The organism is Gemmatimonadota bacterium (assembly GCA_016704275.1).
Taxonomy (GTDB): domain Bacteria; phylum Gemmatimonadota; class Gemmatimonadetes; order Gemmatimonadales; family GWC2-71-9; genus Palsa-1233.
In genome coordinates this window covers 300,645-323,191 of the sequence record JADJAK010000002.1, presented here as the reverse complement: position 1 = coordinate 323,191, position 22,547 = coordinate 300,645, and the positions used below count along the sequence as shown (strand labels likewise).

23 protein-coding genes are annotated in these 22,547 nt (G+C 68.4%); 12 read left to right on the top strand and 11 right to left on the bottom strand.

Annotated elements, in window-relative coordinates; genetic code table 11:
• The first annotated feature begins 29 nt into the window (after positions 1 to 29).
• From IPG05_05290 to IPG05_05275, 4 genes are read left to right on the top strand one after another with little or no spacing between them, the layout of a single operon-like run.
• Positions 30 to 1,499 (top strand): peptidylprolyl isomerase, encoded by a 1,470-nt coding sequence (locus IPG05_05290; GenBank protein MBK6494499.1) that lies wholly within the window; start codon positions 30 to 32, stop codon positions 1,497 to 1,499.
• Positions 1,496 to 2,824 (top strand): peptidylprolyl isomerase, encoded by a 1,329-nt coding sequence (locus IPG05_05285; protein ID MBK6494498.1) that lies wholly within the window; start codon positions 1,496 to 1,498, stop codon positions 2,822 to 2,824. The genes IPG05_05290 and IPG05_05285 overlap by 4 nt, the downstream gene beginning before the upstream one ends.
• The gene (gene pdxA / locus IPG05_05280; protein ID MBK6494497.1) at positions 2,815 to 3,735 is read left to right on the top strand and encodes a 4-hydroxythreonine-4-phosphate dehydrogenase PdxA; all 921 of its coding nucleotides are present in this window, start codon (positions 2,815 to 2,817) and stop codon (positions 3,733 to 3,735) included. Before IPG05_05285 ends, pdxA begins: the two co-directional genes overlap by 10 nt.
• A gap of 2 nt (positions 3,736 to 3,737) precedes the next feature.
• Positions 3,738 to 4,484, top strand: coding sequence for a glycosyltransferase family 2 protein (locus IPG05_05275; protein MBK6494496.1), 747 nt, complete (start codon positions 3,738 to 3,740; stop codon positions 4,482 to 4,484).
• A 167-nt stretch (positions 4,485 to 4,651) separates the two neighbouring features.
• Here IPG05_05275 and IPG05_05270 read toward each other — a convergent pair whose 3' ends face one another.
• The 3 genes from IPG05_05270 to IPG05_05260 are packed head-to-tail and all read right to left on the bottom strand — an operon-like array spanning position 4,652 to position 7,547.
• Entirely contained in the window at positions 4,652 to 5,272 is a 621-nt protein-coding gene (locus tag IPG05_05270) for an ATP phosphoribosyltransferase (protein MBK6494495.1), read from the bottom strand.
• Entirely contained in the window at positions 5,269 to 6,231 is a 963-nt protein-coding gene (locus IPG05_05265; protein MBK6494494.1) for an ATP phosphoribosyltransferase regulatory subunit, read from the bottom strand. The genes IPG05_05270 and IPG05_05265 overlap by 4 nt, the downstream gene beginning before the upstream one ends.
• Positions 6,228 to 7,547, bottom strand: coding sequence for an HlyC/CorC family transporter (locus tag IPG05_05260; GenBank protein ID MBK6494493.1), 1,320 nt, complete (start codon positions 7,545 to 7,547; stop codon positions 6,228 to 6,230). Before IPG05_05260 ends, IPG05_05265 begins: the two co-directional genes overlap by 4 nt.
• A gap of 46 nt (positions 7,548 to 7,593) precedes the next feature.
• Here IPG05_05260 and IPG05_05255 point away from each other — a divergent pair, with 46 nt between their 5' ends.
• From IPG05_05255 to IPG05_05235, 5 genes are all read left to right on the top strand, one after another.
• A complete protein-coding gene (locus IPG05_05255) occupies positions 7,594 to 7,959 on the top strand; it encodes a histidinol dehydrogenase (protein MBK6494492.1) in 366 nt (121 codons plus the stop codon).
• Positions 7,845 to 8,882, top strand: coding sequence for a histidinol dehydrogenase (gene hisD, locus IPG05_05250; protein ID MBK6494491.1), 1,038 nt, complete (start codon positions 7,845 to 7,847; stop codon positions 8,880 to 8,882). The genes IPG05_05255 and hisD overlap by 115 nt, the downstream gene beginning before the upstream one ends.
• The gene (locus IPG05_05245) at positions 8,879 to 9,784 is read left to right on the top strand and encodes a cation transporter (protein ID MBK6494490.1); all 906 of its coding nucleotides are present in this window, start codon (positions 8,879 to 8,881) and stop codon (positions 9,782 to 9,784) included. Before hisD ends, IPG05_05245 begins: the two co-directional genes overlap by 4 nt.
• A gap of 77 nt (positions 9,785 to 9,861) precedes the next feature.
• Positions 9,862 to 11,715 (top strand): translational GTPase TypA, encoded by a 1,854-nt coding sequence (typA, locus tag IPG05_05240; GenBank protein MBK6494489.1) that lies wholly within the window; start codon positions 9,862 to 9,864, stop codon positions 11,713 to 11,715.
• Positions 11,716 to 12,003 (top strand): hypothetical protein, encoded by a 288-nt coding sequence (locus tag IPG05_05235; GenBank protein ID MBK6494488.1) that lies wholly within the window; start codon positions 11,716 to 11,718, stop codon positions 12,001 to 12,003.
• A 123-nt stretch (positions 12,004 to 12,126) separates the two neighbouring features.
• On the opposite strand, the gene IPG05_05230 is transcribed toward IPG05_05235, so the two are convergent.
• The gene (locus tag IPG05_05230) at positions 12,127 to 13,896 is read right to left on the bottom strand and encodes a M20/M25/M40 family metallo-hydrolase (GenBank protein MBK6494487.1); all 1,770 of its coding nucleotides are present in this window, start codon (positions 13,894 to 13,896) and stop codon (positions 12,127 to 12,129) included.
• Between the two features lie 115 nt (positions 13,897 to 14,011).
• Between IPG05_05230 and IPG05_05225 the strand changes: the two genes are divergently transcribed.
• Genes IPG05_05225 through IPG05_05215 form a run of 3 tightly spaced genes read left to right on the top strand, consistent with a single transcriptional unit; the run spans position 14,012 to position 16,597 of the window.
• Positions 14,012 to 14,506: a DUF3299 domain-containing protein gene (locus IPG05_05225; protein ID MBK6494486.1), complete on the top strand. Its 495-nt coding sequence runs from the start codon at positions 14,012 to 14,014 to the stop codon at positions 14,504 to 14,506.
• Positions 14,503 to 15,198: an ABC transporter ATP-binding protein gene (locus tag IPG05_05220; GenBank protein MBK6494485.1), complete on the top strand. Its 696-nt coding sequence runs from the start codon at positions 14,503 to 14,505 to the stop codon at positions 15,196 to 15,198. The genes IPG05_05225 and IPG05_05220 overlap by 4 nt, the downstream gene beginning before the upstream one ends.
• A gap of 1 nt (position 15,199) precedes the next feature.
• The gene (locus IPG05_05215; GenBank protein ID MBK6494484.1) at positions 15,200 to 16,597 is read left to right on the top strand and encodes an ABC transporter permease; all 1,398 of its coding nucleotides are present in this window, start codon (positions 15,200 to 15,202) and stop codon (positions 16,595 to 16,597) included.
• A gap of 60 nt (positions 16,598 to 16,657) precedes the next feature.
• Here the strand turns inward: IPG05_05215 and IPG05_05210 are convergent, their stop codons facing one another.
• The 7 genes from IPG05_05210 to flgL form a co-directional block, all read right to left on the bottom strand.
• Entirely contained in the window at positions 16,658 to 16,975 is a 318-nt protein-coding gene (locus IPG05_05210) for a hypothetical protein (protein ID MBK6494483.1), read from the bottom strand.
• Positions 16,976 to 17,098: 123 nt separating this feature from the next.
• Positions 17,099 to 17,554 (bottom strand): hypothetical protein, encoded by a 456-nt coding sequence (locus tag IPG05_05205; protein ID MBK6494482.1) that lies wholly within the window; start codon positions 17,552 to 17,554, stop codon positions 17,099 to 17,101.
• Positions 17,554 to 17,946 (bottom strand): flagellar export chaperone FliS, encoded by a 393-nt coding sequence (gene fliS, locus IPG05_05200; protein ID MBK6494481.1) that lies wholly within the window; start codon positions 17,944 to 17,946, stop codon positions 17,554 to 17,556. The genes IPG05_05205 and fliS overlap by 1 nt, the downstream gene beginning before the upstream one ends.
• Before the next feature lie 10 nt (positions 17,947 to 17,956).
• Positions 17,957 to 19,897: a flagellar filament capping protein FliD gene (gene fliD / locus IPG05_05195; GenBank protein ID MBK6494480.1), complete on the bottom strand. Its 1,941-nt coding sequence runs from the start codon at positions 19,895 to 19,897 to the stop codon at positions 17,957 to 17,959.
• A gap of 67 nt (positions 19,898 to 19,964) precedes the next feature.
• Positions 19,965 to 21,050 (bottom strand): hypothetical protein, encoded by a 1,086-nt coding sequence (locus tag IPG05_05190; protein MBK6494479.1) that lies wholly within the window; start codon positions 21,048 to 21,050, stop codon positions 19,965 to 19,967.
• A 178-nt stretch (positions 21,051 to 21,228) separates the two neighbouring features.
• Entirely contained in the window at positions 21,229 to 21,657 is a 429-nt protein-coding gene (fliW, locus tag IPG05_05185; protein MBK6494478.1) for a flagellar assembly protein FliW, read from the bottom strand.
• Positions 21,657 to 22,526, bottom strand: coding sequence for a flagellar hook-associated protein FlgL (gene flgL, locus IPG05_05180; protein MBK6494477.1), 870 nt, complete (start codon positions 22,524 to 22,526; stop codon positions 21,657 to 21,659). The genes fliW and flgL overlap by 1 nt, the downstream gene beginning before the upstream one ends.
• Positions 22,527 to 22,547 lie beyond the last annotated feature (21 nt).

The window sequence follows — 22,547 nt, the reverse complement described above, 5'->3', positions numbered from 1 at the left end:
CGACGATCTTCCACAAGATGAGGAGTCCGATGCGGCGTTCAATGGTGCTGGTGGCGGTAGTCGCCATCCTGGGTAGCGGGTGTGGAGATGGCGGGGCGTTCACGGCACACCCGGATGTGGTGGCCAAGGCCGCCGGTCAGGAACTCGCGGCCACGCGCGTCTCCGACATTCTCGCCACCGCGAAGGGGCAGGCGCCGACCGCTGAGGCGGCCGACTTCATCGCCGGCCTGTGGGTGGACTACACCCTGTTCGCGCAGCGGGTCGCGAAGGACAACTTCGCGGTCGACTCGACCTTCATCGCGGCGGCGCTCTGGCCGGAGATCTCCTCGCTCCGCGCCTCGCACTACCACGACTCGCTCGTCGCGCGGCGGACCAAGGTCGACCCGAAGGTCGCCGACTCGATCTACAAGGCCGGCGTCACGCGCGTGCACCAGCACATCCTGATCCTGACGCAGGATTCGAGCGACGCCTTCAAGGCGAAGGCGAAGAAGCGGATCGAGGCGTTGCTGGCGCAGGTCAAGGGGGGCGCCGACTTCGCCGCGCTGGCCAAGGCCAACTCGCAGGACCCGGTCTCGGCGCAGGACGATGGCTACTTGCCGCCGGCCGAAGCGAAGGCCTGGGCGCCGGAATTCAGCGAGGCGGGCTGGAAGCTGAAGCCGGGCGAGATCAGCGGCGTGGTCACCACGCTGTACGGCTACCACATCCTGCGCTACCCGACCGCCGAGGAAGCGATTCCGCGGTTGGCGTCGTCGGTGCAGCAGCTGCAGATGCGGACGATGGACTCGACCTACTTCGCCGATCTGAACACGGAGTTCAAGATCGAGGTGGCACCGGATGCCGCCGCGAAGATGCGCGCCGCCCTCGAGGCGATCGACGCGCAGCGCGCCGACAAGGGGAAGCTGGTCAGCTACAAGGGTGGCAGCTTCACGGTGGGCGATTTCCTCCACTGGACGATGGGCGCCTCGGCCGATCCGTCGATGGGCCGGCAGTTGATCGGGCAGATGAAGGCGGCGCAGGACAGCCAGCTGGTGCAGTTCGTCAAGAGCCTCACCGAGAGCTCGCTGCTGCTGAAGGACGCCGAGAAGAACAAGATCGAAATCACCAGCGCCGAGTGGACCGATCTCAAGACCCGCTTCTCGGCCGGCATCGATTCGCTGCGCGTCGCGATGCAGTTGACGCCTGACATGATCGATCCGAAGGCGAGTGAGTCGGATCGCTCCAAGGCAGCGGCGCTCAAGGTCGACCAGTTCTTCGATCGGATGACTTCTAACCAGACGCCGCTTCGCCTCCTGCCGGGGATGGTCACCTGGACGCTGCGTGGTGAGGCGAAGTACGGCATCAATGCGGTTGGCGTGAAGCGGGCCGTCGAGCTCGCCACCGCCAAGATCGGACCGCTGCCGGGCGGGCCGTTGCCGGGTGCCACCCCGCCGGGCGCGGTTCAGCCCGCGCCGGGTCCCGCGCCGGTCCCGGGCAGCACGCCCGCTCCGAAGACGCCGTGAGGCGCTGGCTCCCTGCCATCACGCTCGCCGCATCCCTGTTCGGGGGTGCGGTGAGTGGGCTGTCCGCCCAGGCGGGCGAGCCGATCGATCGGATCGTCGCCGTCGTCGGCACGGCGCCGATCCTCTTCTCCATGGTGGAGGAGCGTTTCTTCCAGAATCAGGCCAATCGGGCCCCGGGGATTCCCCGGGACTCGGCGGGCGTGGTCGCCTACAAGCGCGCGCTGGTCGACACGCTCATCAATGAAGAACTGCTGTATCAGGAAGCGATTGCGGACACCACGATCCAGGTGACCGATCAGGAGGTCGCCGAGGCGGTGGATGGCGTCCTCACGAACCAACGCCGGCAGTACAAGACGCAGCCCGAGTTCGAGGCCGAGATGCGCGGCATCGGCTTCAACAGCGTCGACGATTACCGGAAGTGGCTGGTCGAGCAACAGCGCAAGCAGTTCTACCGCGAGCGCTTCTCGCTGGCCCTCCGGCAGAATGGCACGCTGAAGGACCTGATGCCGACCGAGAAGGAAGTCCGGGCGTACTACGATGCCTTCGCCGCGGCCGGCATGCTCGGCATGCGGCCGGCGGCCGTGTCCCTGCGGCAGATCATCGTCTCGCCCAAGCCGACGCCCGAGGCCGATGCCAAGGCGTTGGCGCTGGTCGACTCGATCATCGTCGAGCTGCGCAAGGGCGCGGACTTCGCGACGGCCGCAAAGCGCTTCGGCATGGACGGGACCCGCGAGACCGGCGGGGACCTCGGCTTCTTCCGTCGTGGTGCCATGGTCCGCGAGTTCGAGGAAGTCGCCTTCCAGCTGAAGCCGGGCGTGATCTCCAACGCGGTGAAGTCGCCGTTCGGTTACCACGTGATCCAGGTGACCCGGGCGCAGCCGACGGAAGTGCAGGCGCGCCACATCCTGATCATCCCCGAGATCGACTCGACCGGCGCCCTCGCGGCGAAGGTCAAGGTCGACAACATCGCCGCGCTGGTGGCCGCGGGGGCGTCGTTCGACTCGTTGCAGCGGATCTTCCACGATCAGTCCGAGGAGCGCGACATCGTCGGGATCTACGTCGACTCGCTCCCGCCGGCCTATGCCGGCGCGCTGGTCGGGGTCGACTCGGGCAAGGTGTCGCGGGTCTTCTCGCTCGAGGTGCAGGGTCAGCCGCTCCGCACCAAGTGGGGCATCGCGAAGGTGACCGAGCGGACCCCCGAGGGACCGGCGACCTACGACGCCGTCCGTGAGAACATCCGCATCCGCCTCTCCCGCGAACTTGGCCTCGGCGCCTACATGGGCGAGCTGCGCCGCCGCACCTTCGTCGACATTCGCTGGCCGTGACCCGCCGGCCCCGGCTCGCCGTCACCCTTGGTGACCCGCGCGGGATCGGGCCGGAAATCGTCGCCGCGGCGCTCGCCGACGGCGTCGATGCCGAGATCACCATCCTCGGCGCGCGTGAGCAGGTCGAGGCCATCCCCGCCGATCATCGCATCGCCACTGGCCCCTGGCACCCAGGAAAGGGGCCGGCGCGCGCCGGCGCCGTCGAGGCGGGGCTGATCACGGGCCGCGCGGTCGAGCAGGCCGCGAAGCTGGCGCTGAGCGGGGCAGTCGACGCGATTGTCACCGGCCCGGCGGAGAAGCATGCGCTCCATCTTGCCGGTTTTCCGTTTCCGGGGCACACCGAATGGCTGGCGCAGCTCGCCGGCGGCGTCGAAGTGGCGATGATGCTCGCCTCCGATCGATTGCGCGTGGTGCTGGTCACCACCCACGTGCCGCTGCGCGATGTGCCGCTCCTGCTGACCACCGAGAAGATCGTCCGCACCGGCGAGGTCACCAAGCGCGCACTGCGTGAGCAATTCGGCATCGCCGAGCCGCGGATCGCGCTCTGCGCGCTCAACCCGCACGCCGGTGAGCAGGGCCTCTTCGGCGATGAAGAGCCACGCATCCTGGTGCCGGCCGCCCAGCGGCTCGGCGCGACGGGCCCGCTCCCGGCCGACACCGTCTTTGTCCGCGCCATGCGCGGCGAGTTCGACGCCGTGCTGGCGCCGTATCACGATGTCGGGATGACGGCGATCAAGGTCGCGTCCTTCGGCAACGCCGTGAACGTCACGCTTGGACTGCCCTTCGTGCGCACGTCGCCCGATCACGGCACCGCGATCGACATCGCCGGGACCGGTCGCGCGGACGCGGGGAGCATGCGGGCGGCGATTGCCCTCGCCCTTTCTCTTGCCCAACGGAGCCAGCCGCGATGACGCTGCGCGTGTCGATCCTGATCCCGGTGTACAACGAGGCCCGGACCCTGGAGACGCTGATCGAAAAGGTCCGCGCCGTGCCCGTCGACAAGGAGATCGTCTGCGTCAACGACTGCTCCAACGACGGCTCGCGCGAGATCCTCGACCGGCTCCTCGCCGAGGGCCGGGTGGATGCGGTGCGGCACCACGAGGTGAACCGGGGGAAGGGCGCGGCGATTCGCACCGCGATCGAGGCGGCGACGGGTGACGTGATCGTGGTGCAGGACGCCGACCTCGAATACGATCCGGCCGAGATCCCGACGCTCCTCGGGCCGATCGCGGACCGCGGCGCCGATGCCGTCTTCGGGTCGCGCTTCCTCGGTGGCCCGCACCGCGTGCTCTACTTCTGGCACTCGGTCGGCAACGGCCTGCTGACGCTGCTGTCGAACATGTTCACCGACCTGAACCTGACCGACATGGAAACCTGCTACAAGGTCGTCCGCGCGCCGCTGATGAAGAAGCTCATCCTTACCACCGATCGCTTCGGCTTCGAGCCGGAATTGACGGCGCGCCTGTCACAGGCCCACGCCAAGATCTGGGAACTGCCGATCTCCTACAGCGGCCGGACCTACGAGGAAGGGAAGAAGATCGGCTGGAAGGACGGCGTGGCGGCGTTCTGGCACATCATCAAGTTCAACGTCTTCCCGCCGCGCAACACCGGCGTACGGAAGAAGTACCGGAGCATGTATGATGTGGTGGGGAGACCGTAGACGCCCCCTTGAGGTTGTCATCCTGAGCGAAGCCCGCGAAGCGGGCGAAGTCGAAGGACCTCTCTCCGTGCGCACCGGAAAGAGGTCCCTTCGACAGGCTCAGGGCAGGTCCTTCGACTACGCGACGGCTGCGCCGTCGCTCCGCTCAGGATGACACTTTCCAGGCCTTACGCCAACATTCTCATCAACCGGAGATGCGCTTCCAGCTTCAGCTTCTGCGATGCCCTGTTGGCCACCAGCACCGCGGTGCTCTGCAGGATGATCTCGCGCTCGGTCAGGTCGTTCGCCTTGAGCGTGTTGCCGGTGTCGACCAGGTCGACGATCCAGTCGGAGAGGCCGAGCAGCGGCGCCACTTCGACCGATCCCCCCACCATGATGACTTCGACGCCGCGGCCCATCGCGGCGAAGTGCTGCCGCGCCAGTCGCGGGTACTTCGTCGCGACGCGCGGGGTGCGGCCGTGCGGGAGCGAGGGGTAGCTCGTGGCGATCGGGGCGGCGACGACCAGTCGGCAGGCCCCGAAGCCGAGGTCCATCGGCTCGAGGACATCCGCATCCGACTCGCGCAGGACGTCGGTGCCGGTGACGCCGAGGTCGGCCGCACCGCTCTCGACGTAGACCGGGACGTCGCCCGGCTTCACCACGATGATTTCGAGCGAGGGATCGCTGGTCGGAATCAGCAGGCGGCGGCCGGCATCGGTCGCCACCGTGATGCCGGCGCGCGTCAGGCGCTCCACCGCACCGTCGTAGAGGCGCCCCTTGGCGAGTGCCAACCGGAGGACGCCGCTCATGGAATCAGCTCCGCCAGGGCGTCGACATCGAGCGAGACACCAACCGCCGGCATCGGCCGGCCGAAGCGCCCCATCAGGTCGTCGTAGCGACCACCGGCGCCGACCGCGTGGCCGGCCCCGCTCACGAAGACCTCGAAGTGGATGCCAGTGTAGTAGTCGAGCCCGCGCACCTCGCCGAGGTCGTACACGACGTGCTTGCGCTCGTCGTCGGTGAGCGCCGCGTCGAGGGCGAGGAGCTGCTCCAGCCCCGGGCGCACCGCGGCCGGCGCCGTCGGCAGCGCCGCCTCAAGGGCGTCGCGGCGGCCGATGACGAACGGCAGCGAGGCGAGCTCGCGCGCGGGCGAGTCGAGCCCGGCGAGATGCCGGGCGAGCGAGGCGCGATCCTTTCGATCGACCCAGCGGCGCACTTCACTGCGCCGTTCCGGCGGCAGTGCGGCAAAGCCTGGGGCGAGCACGCCGACGTGGCCGATGTTCACCTGATAGTCGGCCGGGGCGAGCGCGGCGAGCAGCGTGAGCGTGAGCCGCACCAGCTCCACGTCACTGGCGACTCCGGCCATCCCCAGCATCTCGGCGCCGACCTGCAGGATTTCGCGCGGACGGCCGACTCGGTCGGGTTCCTGCCGATAGACCTTCCCCGAATAGCAGAGCCGGAGCGGCGGCGCGACATCGGCGAACGACGTCGCCGCCACGCGCGCCACCGCTGCCGTGAAGTCATACCGGAGCGCGAGAAGACGGCCGTCGTGATCGGGGAAGCGCAGCAGCCGCTGGGCGATCTCGGGGCCACCGGCGCGGAGGAAGACTTCGTCGTACTCGAAGGTCGGCGGGATGCACTCCTCGAAGCCGGCCGATTCGAGCACGGTCGTGGCCGCGCGCTGCAGCGTGCGACGGCGTCGGACGGCGGGGCCGGTCAGGTCGAGGGTCCCCGGTGGGACCGGGGCGATGGAAGAGCGAGTCATCATGCGGTCAATATGACCCGAACGCGCTCCACTCGCCGCCCCGCCATCTCGGCGATCTCGAATCCGTGGCTGCCGATCGTCACCCGATCGCCCACCTTGGGGAGCCGACCGAGCTGCCCGAAGAGGAAGCCGCCGACCGTGGTGTAGTCGCTGTCGTCGAGGTCGGTCTCGAAGCGGTTGTTGAAGTCGCCGATCGTGGTGCTCCCCTCGATGACGACCGAGCCGTCGGCGGTCGCGGCCAGGGCGGCGGCCTGCACCGGATCGTACTCGTCGAAGATCTCGCCGACGATCTCCTCGAGCAGATCCTCCATCGTGACCAGGCCGGCGGTGCCGCCATACTCGTCGAGCACCACGGCCAGATGCGTCTTGAGCTTCTTCATGTCGGAGAGGACGTCCTCGACCTCGCGCGTGCCCGGGACGAAGAGCGGTGCCCGCATGATGGTGCGGAGCGACGTCCCCGGCGCCTGCCGGACGGCGCGGAGGATGTCCTTCGCCAGCACCACGCCGACGATCTCATCCAACGACTCGGTGTAGACCGGATAGCGGGAGCGGCCGGCGACCGCGACCTCGTCGGCTGCCGCCTCCACCGTGCAATCCGCCTCGAGGGCACTCATTTCGGTCCGCGGGGTCATCACCTCTTCGGCGGTCTTCTCGCTGAACTCGAAGACCCCCTCGAGCAGGCGAGCCGGCTCCTTGCCGAGCGAGCCGCCTTCGCCGGACTGCTCGACCAGCATCCGGATCTCGTCGGAGGAGTGGAGCCGCTCGTGGCCGTCGACCGGGGCGACCCCGCCCAGGCGGAGCAGGCGGTTCGCCGTCCCGTTCAGGACGTGAATCGGGCCGTGCATCACCCAGGCAAAGCCGATCAGCGGCGCGGTGACCCAGCGGGAGACGTCTTCCGGGAACCGAATCGCCAGCGACTTCGGTACCAGTTCACCGAGGACGATGTGCAGGGTGCTGATCAATGAGAAGGCAATGGCCACCGCCACCGTGTGGGTGGCGACGGCGGCCAGGTCGGCTGGGAGCACGCTGAAGAAGCGCTCCAGCAGCCCCGCCAGGGCCGGCTCGCCGATCATGCCCAGGCCGAGGGAGGCCAGGGTGATCCCCAACTGGGTGGCGGAGACGTAGCGGTCGAGGGATTGGACCGCCTTGAGGGCCAGCGTAGCTTTGCCGTCGCCGGCCTCGGCCATCTCTTCGAGGCGCGTCCGACGAGCCCCGACCAGGGCGAATTCGGCCGCGACGAAGAAGGCGTTGAGGCCCACGAGGGCGATCACCGACAGCAGCCCGACGGCGATCGAAGTCCAGCTTGTGGAGGGTTCCATACTGCCGAAGGTTAGCGCGTCCGGGCATCCGGAGCGAGATGGGGCGGTGATCCGCCGGTACGACGCCACCACCGCCCCCCTCGGGTTGGCGGGGCTTTCGGCATACCTCCCCTCCTTCGCCACGACCGATCGGAGCACCCAGGAGGCCGTCGCGGCGATCGTCGCCGACGTGGCCACCCGGGGCGATGCCGCGGTCTTGGAGTACACCCAGCGGTTCGACGGCTCCTCCCTGGGCCCCGCCGACTGGGAATTGCCGCTCACCGCGTGCCATGAGGCGCTGGAGCGGATTCCGGCCAGGTGCGGACCGCCCTGGAGCGGGCCGCCGAGCAGGTCCGCCGCTACCACCTGCGGCAACGGGACACTGGCTTTACCGAGGAACGCCCCGACGGCACCCTGCTCGGGATGCGGGTGACCCCCGTGGACGCCGCCGGACTCTATGTGCCAGGCGGGAAGGCGGCCTACCCCTCCTCCGTCCTCATGAACGCCATTCCCGCCGTCGTCGCGGGCGTGAAGGAGCTCGTGGCCGTGACCCCGCCGAACGGGATCAACGACACCGTCCTGGCGGCGCTCGCCCTCAGTGGCGTCACCCGGGTCTTCCGGATTGGCGGGGCCCATTCCGTGGCCGCGCTCGCCTACGGGACGGCGACGGTCCCGCGGGTCGACAAGATCGTCGGCCCCGGCAACAAGTGGGTGGCCGAGGCGAAGCGGCAGGTCTTCGGGCAGGTGGGGATCGACATGGTGGCCGGCCCGACCGAGGTGCTGATGCTCGCCGACGACACGGCGCGCGCCGACCTGATCGCCGCGGACTTGATTGCCCAGGCCGAACACGACGAAGACGCCGCCTCCTGGGTGGCCACGACGTCGCGCGCGTTGGCCGATGCGATCCCCGCCGCGCTCGAGGCGGCGCTCGCAACGGCCCCCCGGGCCGAGGTCGCGCGTGCCTCGTTGATGCACAACGGATTGGTGGTGTTGGTGGCCGATCGAGCCGCCCTCGCCGACGTCGCGAACATGCGGGCGGCGGAACACCTTGAGATCGTCACGCGTGACCCGGACGAGTTGGCGGCGCTGGTGCGGCATGCCGGCGCGATCTTCATCGGGGACTCCACGCCAGAGCCGGTGGGCGATTACATCGCCGGCCCCAGTCACGTGCTGCCGACCGGCGGCACCGCGCGCTACGCCTCGCCGCTCGGCGTCTACGACTTCGTGAAGCGCACCTCGCTCATTCGCTACTCCCGCGCGCAGTTGCTGGCCGATGCGCCGCACGTCGTGGCGCTCGCCGAGGCGGAGGGCCTCTTCGGGCATGCCGAAGCGGTGCGGCGACGGGTGGCCGGATGACCAGTCGCAAGCTGGCCACGGTGCTCGCGCTCACGGCGGGCTTCCTGCTCGTCGAGATCATCGGCGGCGTCATCAGCAATTCGCTGGCGCTGCTGGCCGATGCCGGCCACATGGCGACCGACGTGGCCGCGCTGGCGCTGGCGTGGTTCGGTGCGCGCGTGGCGCAGCGGCGACAGGGATCGGCGCACGAGTTCGGCAACCTCCGTTGGGAGGTCCTCGCGGCGCTGGTGAATGGCCTCGCCCTCTTCGGGATCGGGATCGGCATCACGCTCGAGGCGTGGGACCGGCTCCATCAGCCACGGGAGATCGACGCGGTCCTCTTTGGGTGGGTCGCCGCCGTCGGGCTGGTCGTCAACCTCACGTCGCTCCGCGTGCTGCACGGGCACCATCACCATGACCTGAACGTCCGCGGCGCCTATCTCCATATCATGGGCGATGTGCTCGGCTCGGTCGGTGCCATTGTGGCGGCGCTGGTGATCCACTTCTTCGGCTGGCTTCCGGCCGACGCGATCATCTCGGTGTTGGTCTCGGTGCTGATCTTCCGGAGCGCGTGGCGGCTGGTCAGCGAGAGTGGGACGATCCTGCTGGATCGGGTCCCCGAGCACATGCAGGTCTCCCAGGTTGAGGAGCGGCTGCTGGCGGTGGCGGGCGTCTCCCGCGTGCACGACGTCCACGTCTGGACCGTCACCAAGGGGTTGGTGGCGATGAGCGCCCACGCGGTGGCGATCGACCTCGAGGGGCACCCGGCGGTGCTCAAGCAGATGGAGGGGGCGATGGCCGATCTGGGTATCGGCCACGTCACGATCCAGCTCGAGACGGGGGAGGCCTGTGGCGCCGAGGCGTGCGGCCACGAGCACCACGCTGCATCTCCCCTCCGGGGGGGCATGGCGCATCGTCACTGATCGCCTTGCGGCCCCCACCCTCGTCGGGTATTATGGCGCCCTGAGGTAACCTGACGGGCTCGTGGACAGGATTTGTCGTGGATATTCGTAACCTTGCCATCATCGCGCACGTGGACCACGGGAAGACCACCCTCGTGGACCAGATGCTTCGCCAAGCTGGCGCCTTCCGGGCCAACCAGCACGTCGAAGAGCGCGTGATGGATTCCAACCCGCTCGAGAAAGAGCGGGGGATCACCATTCTCGCCAAGAACACCGCCATCACCTGGCACAACGTGAAGATGAACATCGTCGACACGCCGGGGCACGCGGATTTCGGTGGCGAGGTCGAACGTATCTTGCGCATGGTCAACGGCGTGCTGATTCTGGTGGACGCGGCCGAAGGGCCGATGCCGCAGACGCGCTTCGTGACCCGGAAGGCGCTGGCGCTGGGCTTGCAGCCGATCGTCGCGATCAACAAGATCGACCGGCAGGACGCCGAGCCGATGCGGGTCCACGACGAAGTGCTGTCGTTGTTCATGGACCTCGACGCCACGGAGGCGCAGCTCGACTGCCCCTTCCTGTACACGTCGAGCCGCGCCGGGACGGCCACGCTGGAGCTCGACCAGCCCGGCACCACGCTGGAACCGCTCTTCGAGACCATCCTGAAGACCGTGCCGCCGCCGTCGGGCGACCCGGAGAAGCCGTTCCAGATGCTGGTCTCGACGCTCGACTTCTCGTCGTTCATCGGCCGGATCGCGATCGGCCGGATCGAGCGGGGCCGCATCAATGTCGGCGACCAGGTCTCCCTGCTCCCCTTGGGCGAGCCGGGGATGGTGGCCGATGAGCCGGGCGTCGAGAAGGGGCGGATCACCAAGCTCTATACCTTCGACGGGCTGAACCGGATCGAAACGCCGGTGGCACAGGCCGGCGAGATCGTGGCGCTGTCGGGCTTCGAGACCCTCGAAATCGGCAAGACGTTCACGTCGGTCGAGTATCCGGAGCGGATGGCCGGCATCGCCGTCGAGGAGCCGACGATCTCGGTCGACTTCATCGTCAGCAACTCGCCGTTCGCCGGGCGCGAAGGCAAGTACGTCACCTCCCGGCAGCTGCGCGACCGGCTCTTCAAGGAGCTGGAGCGGAACGTCGCCCTCCGGGTCGAGCCGACCGATTCGCCGGACACCCACTCGGTGGCCGGACGCGGTGAGCTCCACTTGGGCATCTTGATGGAGACGATGCGTCGCGAAGGGTACGAGTTCCAGGTCTCCCGGCCGCGCGTCATCCTGAAGGACGGCCCGAATGGTGAGCGCCTCGAGCCGTATGAGGAGTTGACGATCGACGTCCCCGAGGAGTACATGGGCGTCGTGATGGAGAAGCTCGGCCCCCGGAAGACCGAGATGACCGAGATGCGGAACCCGGGGCAGGGAATGGTGCGGCTGACCTTCCGGATCCCGTCGCGCGGTCTCTTCGGCTACCGCTCGGAGTTCCTGACGGACACCCGCGGCACCGGGATGATGCACCATCGTTTCCTGGAGTACGGGCTGTGGGCGGGTCCGCTGGCGGGTCGCAAGCGCGGCGTGCTGGTGGCCGACCGCGAGGCGCCGGTCGTCGGCTTCGCGCTGGCCAACTTGCAGGAGCGGGCGCAGATGTTCGTCGCCCCGGGTGAGCTGGTCTACGAGGGGATGATCGTCGGCGAGAATTCGCGGCCGGGCGACATGGACGTCAACGTCGGCAAGGAGAAGAAGCTCTCCAACATGCGGACGACGTCGACCGACGAGAACATCCAGCTCGAGCCGCCGCGCCCGATCACGCTGGAGTACGCCCTCGAGTATATCGAAGAGGACGAACTGATCGAGGTCACGCCGGAGAACATCCGGCTCCGCAAGCGGAGCCTGCAGGCCACCGAACGGAAGAAGGTGCAGCGTGCGGCGAACCGGGGCGTCGACGTCTCGTAAATGGTAGTCACCCGGCCCAACTGGTCATCACCCGGAACTGGTCACGTGGAGGAGCACATCATGTCGTCGTGGGAGACGTCCTGGGAGGCGTCGCTGGATACTGCGGTGATGCGCCGCCGGTTTGACGAAGATGGTGAGGAGATTTTCGACGTGGATGATCTCGACCTCGAGGATGAGGACGACGAACTCGACGGCGAAGAGGGCGAAGACGATGACGATGACGACGAGGATGATCTCGACGAGGATTTCGACGAGGACTTCTCGTTTGATGATGATGAAGAGGAGTAGTTGTAGGTCGTGAGTCGTAGGTCGTAAGTCGTAAGTCGTAACGAAAAGGGACCCCAACGTTCGCGTCGGGGTCCCTTCTCTGTGTCTACGACCTATGACTTACGACCTACGACCTACGACCTTTTACCGCGCCGAATCCGTGCTCTTCCGCGTCGCCTTGGACGAGTTGTTCGTGCCGCACATCGGATAGGTGATCGCGGCCTGGGTGGCCGGGTTCACGCTGATCAGCTGCGGGGCCTGGAGGTTCGGGTCCTTGTCGGCCATGTAGGTGAGCATGGCGACGAGGGTCGCGTTGTTCTTGAGGTCGTCGATCACGACCTTGTCGTAGGTGTCGCGGTTGGTGTGCCAGGTGGTGTTGCTGTAGTCCCACCCGAGCGCCCCCATGCCGTGCACCGGCGCGCCGCGGCACTGGAAGGTCCAGCCGTCGGTGCTGCCGCTCGGGCCGACTGGCGAGGCCGTGGCGCCGAGGCGCACCCAGCCGCTGATCGACGACGGCACCGCGTGCAGCCACGAGATCAGGTTGTCGGTGGCGTTGGTGACCGGCCCGGCGCCGAGCGAGGTGACGCGCCCCGTGCCGTTGTCCTGGTTCCAGCCGGCGCGGATCCCCTTGACGATCTCCGGGTGATCCTCGGCGAACGCCTGCGAGCCGTTGAGGCCCTGCTCCTCGCTGCCCCAGTTCCCGATCAGGATGGTGCGCTTCGGGTTCGGGTACACCTTCTTGAGGATGCGGATCGCCTCCATCATCGTGATGGTGCCGGTGCCGTTGTCCGTCGCGCCCGAGCCGCCGTCCCACGAGTCGAAGTGGGCCGAGAGGAGGATGTACTCGTTCGGCTTCTCGGAGCCCTTGATCATCCCGACGACGTTGTACATCGGGAGCTCGCCGAGGAACTCAGCGTCGGTGTTCACGCGGAGCTTCGGGCCCTGATTGTTCTGCGCCAGGCGGAACAGCAGGTTGTAGTCTTCGCAGCTGGCGTCGAGCGTCAGCACCGTCTGCTTCGGCGAGCCGAAGATCTTGTTGATGCCGGGGTACTGCGACCAGTTCATCCCGATCACGCCGGCAACGCCGTATTCCTTGGTCCAGACATTGATGTTGCCGCCCTGCTTGCTGCGGTCGGCCCACGCGGCGCGCGCGACGCTGTTCTGCGCGGCGAGCTGCTGCGAGGCGCCCGGCTGGCCGAACTCGGTCCACTGCGACGCCATGCGGCAGGAGGCGAGTGGCGCCGAGATCAGCACGAACTTCCCCTTGGCGTTGGCCTTGGCCCACGCGGCGAACTCTTCCGGCGACTTCGTCTCCGGGTAGAGGATCACGTCGCCGATGACGTCCTTGCCGCCGGTCCCCGGGCTCCAACCGAGCATCGTCGCCTCGAGCGAGCGGACGCGCGGGGCGATCATGTCGACGTGGGTGTGCCCGCGGCGCCACGAGTTCCAGGTGCCGTACTGCTGCTTCTCGGCCGGGATCCCCCACGAGGCGTAGGTCTTGACGGCCCAGTTGGCGGCGTTCATGTAGCCCGGCGACCCGGTGAGGCGCGGCCCGATCGAGTCGAAGAGCACCTGCGCCAGCTTGCCGGCCTGACCGTTGGTCATCCCTTCATCGAACATCTTCTGGATGATCGGATCGTCCGGCGGGGTGGTGCGCACGAACTTGGTGCTGTCGACCGGCGGGCCACCACGGCCACCACCAGCGCGACCACCGGCGGCACCCGGCGCACCCGCGCCACGCCCGCCCGGGGCGCCGGCCGGAGCGGCAGTGGGCGTCGGGGCCTGGGCCGCCGGCGGTGCGGCAGGGGCCGCGGCAGGACGCGCGGCAGGAGCGGGGGTCGTGGCCGGGGTCGAGGAGCCGCCGCATGCGGCGATCCCGAGAACCAGGCCGAGGCCGACTGTCAAACGGGCCATAGGGACTTCTCCGAGCAGTTGGAATTGGGGGAGGAACGAGGCAACTTATTCCGGCGATCATACGTATCATAGTCAATTGCTGTTGTTGCGAAATGGTTCTCAGAGAGGTACTGCCATGCTCCTGTCCTCGCTCCTGCTCGCGTCCGTGACGGCCTTTGCCCCGGCTCGTCCCGCCCCGATCGTCTTCACCGGCTCGCCGGCCGTCGTGGCCGCCGAGACGTTCGCGACCGATCCGGTCCTGGTCGACTGGCGAATCCTGGGCGGCCTCGACCTGAACACCGGCAAGGCGCCGGCGTCACTCGAGGCGCTCGACGGCAAGCTGGTGAAGATCGCGGCGTTCATCGTCCCGCTCGAAGACAACATGCAGGAATCCGACGAGTTCCTCCTGGTGCCGTACTTCGGCGCCTGCGTCCACACGCCGCCGCCGCCGCCGAACCAGATGGTCTACGTCAAGATGAAGGGCGGCAAGACGGTCAAGATCGGCTGGTGGGATCCGGTCATGTTCGAGGGGATCCTGCACCTGAAGCAGACCGAGTCGGTCTACGGTGCCAGCTACTACGAAATGGAAGGGATCGACAGCAAGCCGTACGCGCCGCCCGCCAAGAAGTGAGCGATCGCCCCACGGCGGTCGCCATCAAGGACCTCGTGTTCGGGTATCGTCCCGGGCGCGAGGTCCTTCGCATTGCCGACCTCTCCATCGCCACCGGCGAACGCGTCTTCCTGCATGGCCCCAGCGGGTCCGGCAAGACGACGCTGCTCGGCCTCACGGCCGGCGTCCTGAACCCCACGTCGGGGAGCGTGTCGATTCTCGGCCAGGATCTCGCCGGGCTGCACTCGTCGCGTCGTGATGCCTATCGGGGCAGTCACATCGGCTACCTCTTCCAGCTCTTCAATCTGATCCCGTACCTCTCCGTGCTGGAGAACATCGCGTTGCCGTGCCGGCTGCACGCGCTGCGACGCGAGCGACTCGGCGGGGCGCCGATCGAGCAGGAGGCACGCCGACTCGCCGAGCGGCTTGAGCTCGGTGAATTGATCGACACCGCGGTGACGGAGCTGAGTGTTGGGCAGCAGCAGCGCGTTGCTGCCGCGCGCGCGCTGATCGGTGCACCGGAGCTTGTGATCGCCGACGAGCCGACCTCGGCGCTCGATACCGACCTGCGCGACCGCTTCCTCGAGCTGCTCTTCGAGTGCTGCGCCGAGGCGAAGGCGACGCTGCTCTTCGTGTCGCACGACCTCTCGCTCGGTGCCCGCTTCGATCGCGTGCTCTCGCTGCCGACGCTGAACACGGCCGGAGGGCGCTGAGATGCTCACCCTGCAACTTGCCCTGCGGTCGCTCCGCAACCGGCGGCTCACCACCATCCTGACGGTGCTGTCGATCGCGCTCTCGGTGTCGCTGCTGGTCGGCGTCGAGACGGTGCGCCGCGGTATCCGCGAGAGCTTCGCCGGCACCATCCGTGGCACCGATTTGATCGTCGGCGCGCGCGGTGGGTCGCAGCAGCTGCTGCTCTCCTCGATCTTCGGCCTGGGGGCGCCCGCCGGGTCGGTGGAGTGGAGTACCTATCAGCGCTGGTCACGCCATCCGGCCGTCGCGTGGACGATCCCGATTTCCCTCGGCGATTCGTACTACGGCTACCGCGTGGTCGGCACGACGCAGGCGTTCTTCGAGCACTACAAGTACCGCAACGATGGCCGGGTCACCGCCGCCGAAGGGCACCTGCTCGAAGGGGACCGCGACGTGGTGATCGGCATCGAGGTGTCCAAGACACACAAGCTGGCGATTGGGAGCAAGGTGGTCCTCACGCACGGCCTGCGCGGCACCGGCATCTCCGATCACGAGGAGCATCCCTTCACGGTGGTCGGGATCCTGGTCCGCACCTCGACGCCGGTGGATCGTTCGTTGTTCATCAGCCTCGAAGGGATCGAGGGGATGCACGAGGGGATGCCGAAGGACTCGCCGAATGGCTGGGCCCAGCCGAAGTTCGCGCCGCTGCAGCGGCCGGGTTCGTCGGCGCCCGCCCCCGCCCCCGCGGCGGAACCGGCCATCACGGCCATGCCCGGCGCGGAACCGCCGCCCCCCTCACCTGGGGTGCAGGCGATGCCCGGTGCGGAGCCGCCGGTCGTCGGCGGCGACGAACACGCCGCCCACGGCCACAAGCTCACCGCCTTCCTCCTCGGCACCAAGGCGCGCGCCGCCTCGCTGATGTTGCAGCGGCAGATGAACACCGACAAGGTCGAGCCGCTCACCGCGATCCTGCCGGCCGTGGCGCTGACCGAGCTCTGGCATGCGATCGGGTACGCCGAGGACGGCGCACGCATCATCACCGGCGCGGTCCTGTTGGTGGGGCTGCTCGGGATGTTGGTGGCGCTCTACAGCACGCTGCAGGAGCGGCGGCGCGAGATGGCGATCCTGCGCTCGCTCGGTGCGGGGCCGGGGCGGATCGCGGCGCTGCTGGTGCTGGAGTCGGGGCTGTTGGCGTTCGTCGGCGCAGTGGTCGGCGTCGTGCTCGTGTACGCGTTGCTGCTCGTGGGGCAGGGACTCGCCGAGGAGCACTTCGGCGTCTACATCCCGATCACGGCACCGCAGGCGCTGGAGTGGTTCTACCTGGCCGGCGTGGTGGTGGCAGGGATTCTCGTCGGGCTGGTGCCGGCGTGGCGCGCCTACCGCAACACGCTGCAGGATGGGCTGACCATCCGACTGTAACGCAACACGGCGGGGCATCTGCCCCGCCGTGCGGTGGACCTGCATTCAATACCCTCGCGGTCATGCGCCGCCGAGGAGTTCCTTCATGATGCGGTCGGTCAGCATCGCCAAGGTTGGCGGTGCCTCGTACTGACCCTCGGCGATCTTCTTGGTGATGTCCCGGAGACGGATCGGCTCGATCTCTGCCTTGGGGATCTCGGCGCTGGCCAGTGCAATCGCTTCGGGGGACAACTGCACCGTGTCGGCGGCGGCCGCATCGGCCCGCGCGCGTTCGGTGCCGGCGCCCGTCGCCGCGACGGCGGCGCCCTTCGCGGCGGCGTCGGCCCGGCGTGGGTCGGGCTGGGGTGTCCCGGAGCGGCCAAGACTTTCGATCGTCATTGCGTCCTCCTTTCCCTGGTGAAACGCCCTGGCCCATTCCTCGACACGACCTCCAGAGTAACCGGTCGGTGCGGGAGTAGCCATTGAATACACTATCGGCCAAGTCCCTGATAGTCTGAGCAGCTACCCCGTACGGTCGATCATGACCGGGGCGGCGGAGTCCCCGGCGCCCCGATAGGCGCCGTTGGCCCGGTCAATTTGGCCGCTGACCTCGGCGATTTCATGGGCGATCGAGACTGCCTCGCGCCCCATCTGGGCGGCCAGATCACGGGCGGCGGCGGAGGCCAGCGCCCGTTCCCGCTCGACCCGGGCATACAGCTCGGCCACCTGATGCCCGGCGGTCACGTGGGGCGAAGCCGCCTGCACGGCAGCCCGGACCGCCAGCAGTTGGACCTCGCGCGCCGAAATGTCGGCGACGATGCCGTCCGCCTCGTGGGAGAAGATCTCCAGCAGCCCCGCATCGCCCATCCGAAGCACCGCGCGCTGCGCCTGCACGACATGGCGATACCGCGCCAGGTCATCCAGTTGCGCCGCCAGCAACTGGGCGGCGCGTTCGCTTTCGGCGGGCGTGATCAGCATCAGGCCGCCGCGTTCCCGCCGGCCAGCTGGGCGGCGGCTGCCTGCCAGGCCCCGTGCAGTTCGGTGACGATCGTCACGACGGCGTCGAGTTGGGCGAGGTTCGGCTTGGCTTGAATCGTCGCGAACTGCCCCAGCATCCATGCGTAGAGGGCGGCCAACCGGTCGGCGAACTCGCCGCCGGCTTCGCGATCCAGCGAGCAGAGCAGTTCGTGCACGATCTCTTCGGCCTTGATGAGCCGCTCGCCGCGCGCCTCGATCTCGCCGCGCTCGATGTGCCCGCGCGCCTGCCGCAACGCGACCAGGAGGTGGGTGTAGAGCGCCACCAGCCGTTGTGCCGGCGACATCGCCTGCACTTCCATCTCGCGGTACCGGTCGCTCGATCCGTAACTCATCGTGACTGCCTCAGGAGCTGCTGTTGGAGCTGCCGGTCGAGCCAAGGAGCGAGGTCGACTGCTGCTTGAGCCGAGCGATCGCGGTTTCCATCTGGAGGAAATTCGCCAGCAGGACGGCGCGACGCCGTTCAAGCCGGGCATCCAGCGCGGAAACGCGCGTCGCCAGCCGGGCATTGCTGGTGTCGAGGGCGGAGACCTTGCTGTCGATCAGCCCGCCGCCGGTGTTGAGGAACTGGTCGAGCAACCGCTCGATCCGGGCACCGGCGCCGAGCGAGAGATTGATGCTGCCGGCCGCGCCGATCGTCAGGCCGGTGTACTGGACCGTGAGCCCTTCCGCGTCGGTCCCGCTGGTGCCGACCAGCAACTGCCCCATGCCGGTGGCCGCGAAGCCGCCGATCGTCCCGGCGACGTCGGTGCCGGCGGCGGAGGTGTCGGCGGACCAGGCCTCGGCCGCGCCATCACCCAGGCCGGTGAAGGCCAAGGCGATACCGGCACCGAGGCCATAGTTGAGCTGGTCGAGCTGGATCTCGTTCCCCACCTGCGTGGCCGTGAGATTGAGCCCGTCGGTGTCGAACGCCGTCTGCAGCGCCAGCACGATATCGGCGGTGGACATCCCGGTGGTCAGGGCGACGGTGGTGGTCCGTCCCGAGTTCGTGTCGGTCACGGTGACGCCATCGGCCGTGCCGCCGGCGTCATACGTGCCGGCGAAGCCGGTGGTCGACAGCGTTGCCTTGGTGGCGATCGCGGTGATGTCGATGGCCCGCGCCCCGCCGGTCGCCGTCTGCGCCGAGGAGACGAAGGAGAGGCCGGCGCCGGTGGCGGTCCGCTGCTCGGTGAAGAGCGTGCGGAGGTCGCCTTGCCGATTCTTGAAGGCGTCGTCGAACTTCGCGCTGTCGAGGGTCAACGTCCCGTCGCGCGTGAGCGAGAGACCGGCCTGCCCGACGGTGGCGAGATCGGCAGCGGCCCCGCCCACGGCTTCGAGCAGCAACGACGGCAACTGCGCGCGGGCGGTCCGGATCACCGATTGGCCATACAGCGGGGGCGTCGAGCTGGTGCTCGCGGTGCCCTGGGCCTTCAGGAAGGCGACCAGTCCGTTGTAGGCGTCGACGAACCCCTGCATCGAGGTGCGGGCGGCATCGAGGAAGCGGTCCACCTGGACGTTCGTGACGGCGCCGACGTCGTCGGCGGTGAGCGTCAGGGTGACACCGGTGATGGCGTCGGTCACCACGTTGCTGGTGCGGGTGAGCGGGATGTCGTCGATGCGAAAGAGCGCGTCGGCACCGTTCACCAGCACCGACCCGGCGAGTTCGGCGCCGTTGATGTCCTGGAAACCGAGCGTCTGCAGCGTGGTCCCGAGGGTGTCGGCGAGGGCGATGCCGGCCGCGCCGCTCTTGGCGCTGGTCAGGATCAGCCGCGAGTCGCCGGGCGCCACCGTGAGGATGGTCGCCGTGACACCGGTCGGGGTGGCGCCGCTGTTGAGCGCGTTGATCGAGTCGCGAAGGGTGGTCAGCGTGTCGGTCGCGGCCACCGTGACGGTCTGGCCGTTCACCGTGAACGTGCCGGCGGCACCCAGCGCCGTCGCGGCATCGCGACCGATGGTGCCGGCCAGCTTCTCGGCCTTGGCGAGCTGGTCGACCTTGATCTGGTAGCTGCCGGCCGTGGCGGTCGCGTCGGCCGTGGCCGAGGCAATGGCGCGCGTGCCGGAAAGCACCGAGGTCGTGGTGCTCATCGCGTCGAAGGCGGTGCCGGTGCGGAGCGTCTTCGCGGCGGTGCGGACCTTGTCGAGGAGGCCGCGATAGGTGTTCAGCGCGGTGGTCTGCGCCGTATTGGCGCTGCTCTGGGCCTCCCAGCGATCGGCGGGCACGCGGGCCTGCGCGATGATGGCATCGACGAGGTCCCGGTAGTTGAATCCCGAGATCAGGCCGGAAATGGAGGAGAGCGAGGTCGCCATCAATCAGTCCTGGTGTGAGGGTGGTTGGAGGGCCGCCGAAGCGACCCCCCGCCCGGTGGAGCCGAACTTACCGCAGCAGCGACAGCACGTTCTGCGAGGTCGCGTTGGCCTGCGCCAGCATCGCGATGCCGGCCTGCTGCAGGATCTGGAACTTGGTGAACGAGGTGGTCTCCATCGCCATGTCGGCGTCACGGATGGTGCTCTCGGCCGCGATCACGTTCTGCGTGACCGTGGCGACGTTCGCCGAGGCGAACTCAATGCGGGACTGCGCCGCGCCGATGGTGCCGATCGCGGTGTTGGAGAGGTCGATCGCGGTGTCCAGGCGCGCGAGCGCGGTCTGGGCATTGGCGGCGCTCAGCACGTCGAGGCCCGCGACGTTCAAGCCCGTCGCGCCCGTGGTGAGGTTCACCTGCGCGAGCGAGACCAGGTCGTTGCCGGCATAGGCGCCCGACGACGAGACCTGGAAGTTCACGGCGGTACCGGCGACGGTGATCGTCTGCGCATTGACGCCATCGACCAGGTAGCCGGCGGCGTTCGTGACCGAGACGCCGAGCTTGTCGAAGTTGTACGTCCCTGCACCGGCCGGCATCGCGATCGCCTGCGTGACCAGCGTCGCACCCGCGCCGAAGCTCAGGGTGGCCACACCAGCGGCCGAGGCGAAGGTGTAGGTGCCCGACTGCGCACCGTTCAGGGAGGTCTGACCGGCGTAGGTGCCGCCGGTGACCGCGTTGCCGAGCGTGCCGTTCACCAGCGCCGAGCCCTGGTACTGGGTCGTCGCGGCGATACGGTTGATTTCCAACGCCAGCGACTGGAACTCTGCGTCCAGCTTGGTGCGCTGGAGGCCGATCGACGACGAGTTGGAGGCCGTCGCGAGTTCCTTCATGCGGTCCAGGATGCCGGCGATCGTGTTGACGGCGCCGTCGGCGATCTGGAGCATCGAGTTCGCCTGCGACGCGTTGCGCGAGGCCTGCTGGAGCGAACGGCTCTCGGCGCGCAGCTTGTTGGCGATCGCGAGGCCGGCCGCGTCGTCACCCGAGCGGTTGATGCGGAAGCCCGACGACAGCTTGGCGATCTGCTTGTCGAGGCCCGCGCTCGAGGTGGACACATTACGGAATGCGGTATTCGCTGCGATGTTGTTCTGGATACTGGCCATGGTGCTGTTACTCCCTTAACAGTTGTCGACGGAGCATCCGTGCTCCGGAACTAGGTCTCAGCCGGCCGGGATGTCGGCCGCTGTTCTGTTATCGGGAGAGATGGCTGGAGTCTGAGCGGGGAGGGGTCGGACGGGGGCGCCGCACCCCATGGTGGGCGCCCCGGGCAAGCGGGTGGGGCTACGCGGCGGGGACCAGCGCGGTCAGGTCGAAGGCGTGGGTGGTGCCCCACGCCGACTCCGGCGCGATCAGCTGGCGCCCGGTCGTCAGGACGGGGTCGATCAGGATCGGCGCCTGCAGGTTGGCCGAGGCGGGGCCGCGGCCGGCGGGAAGGGTCACGATCGCCAGCGCGGTTGGATGCGCCGGCCACGCGCTCGGGGCGATCCGTCGGCACTCGACCACCAGGAAGGCGAGCGCGGCTTCCTGCACGGACTGCAGCCAGTACAGCCCGGCGGCCGAGGTGGGCAACAGCGTGAAGCGCTGGTACTCCTCGAAGCCCGGGATCCCGTCGGGGAAGGTGACGATATCCTGCCGCGGCACGGTGAGGGTGCCGAAGAGATGCGACTCGAAGGTCAGGTCGAGTGGCAGCGGAATCGTGGCAGCCGACATCAGAGGTACTCCGTCAGGGAAGTCTGCAGGATGCGGGAGGTCGCCTCGTAGGCGGCGCGCATGGCGGTCTGGATCGCCGAGAAGTTGAGCATCGCCTCTTCCAGCGGAATCTCGGCCGCGGCACTCCGCTTGGCGTCGAGCGCCGTCTGAAGCGCCGTCAGCGAGCCGGTGGTGAGCTCGAGGTTTCGGCTCCTGGCGCCGACTTCCGTCAGGGTGATCTGCGTGGCATTGAAGGCGGTGTCGAGCGGCCCGCCCGAGGCCAGCACCCCCGACGGATTGTTCGCCGTCAGGGCATCCCGCAGCGCGGTCAGCGACGTCAGTACACCGCTGGTGACCAGCAACTCCTCGCCGCTATGCACCGTGTCCACGAGGATGCCGTCGCCCACTTCGGCCTGGCGCCCGGTCGGCGTGCCGACGTAGGTGCCATTGGGCTGGAATGGCGGGGCATCGGTGGCGAGCCCGCCGAAGAGGTAGTCGTTGCCGAAGCGGAGGTTGCCGAGGGAGATCGCCTGGTCGATCAGGCTCTGCACCTCGACGGCCGCCGCCGCACGAGTGGCGGCGTTTCCGGTGGCGCTCCCCTGAGCGGTGGCCAGCTCCTTGGCACGGGAGAGGAGGTCGCCCAACTGGTCCAGCGTGCTCTCTTCGGCAGCCTGGCGGGACTGGACCGACGTGACCGAACGCCGATACTGCTCGACAGCCCTGAGGGCGCTGTCGCTGGCGAGGACCTGGGAGCCGGCGACCGGGTCGTCGGAAATCCTGGAATTGCGCAATCCCGTGGTGACCTGATCCGAGGCGCGGAGGTACTGCGCTCCCTGTTCCTGGAGATTCCGGAGGAGCCGCTCCTGCATCATGCTGTTGGTGATCCGCATTGCCTGACGACTCCTGCTGCG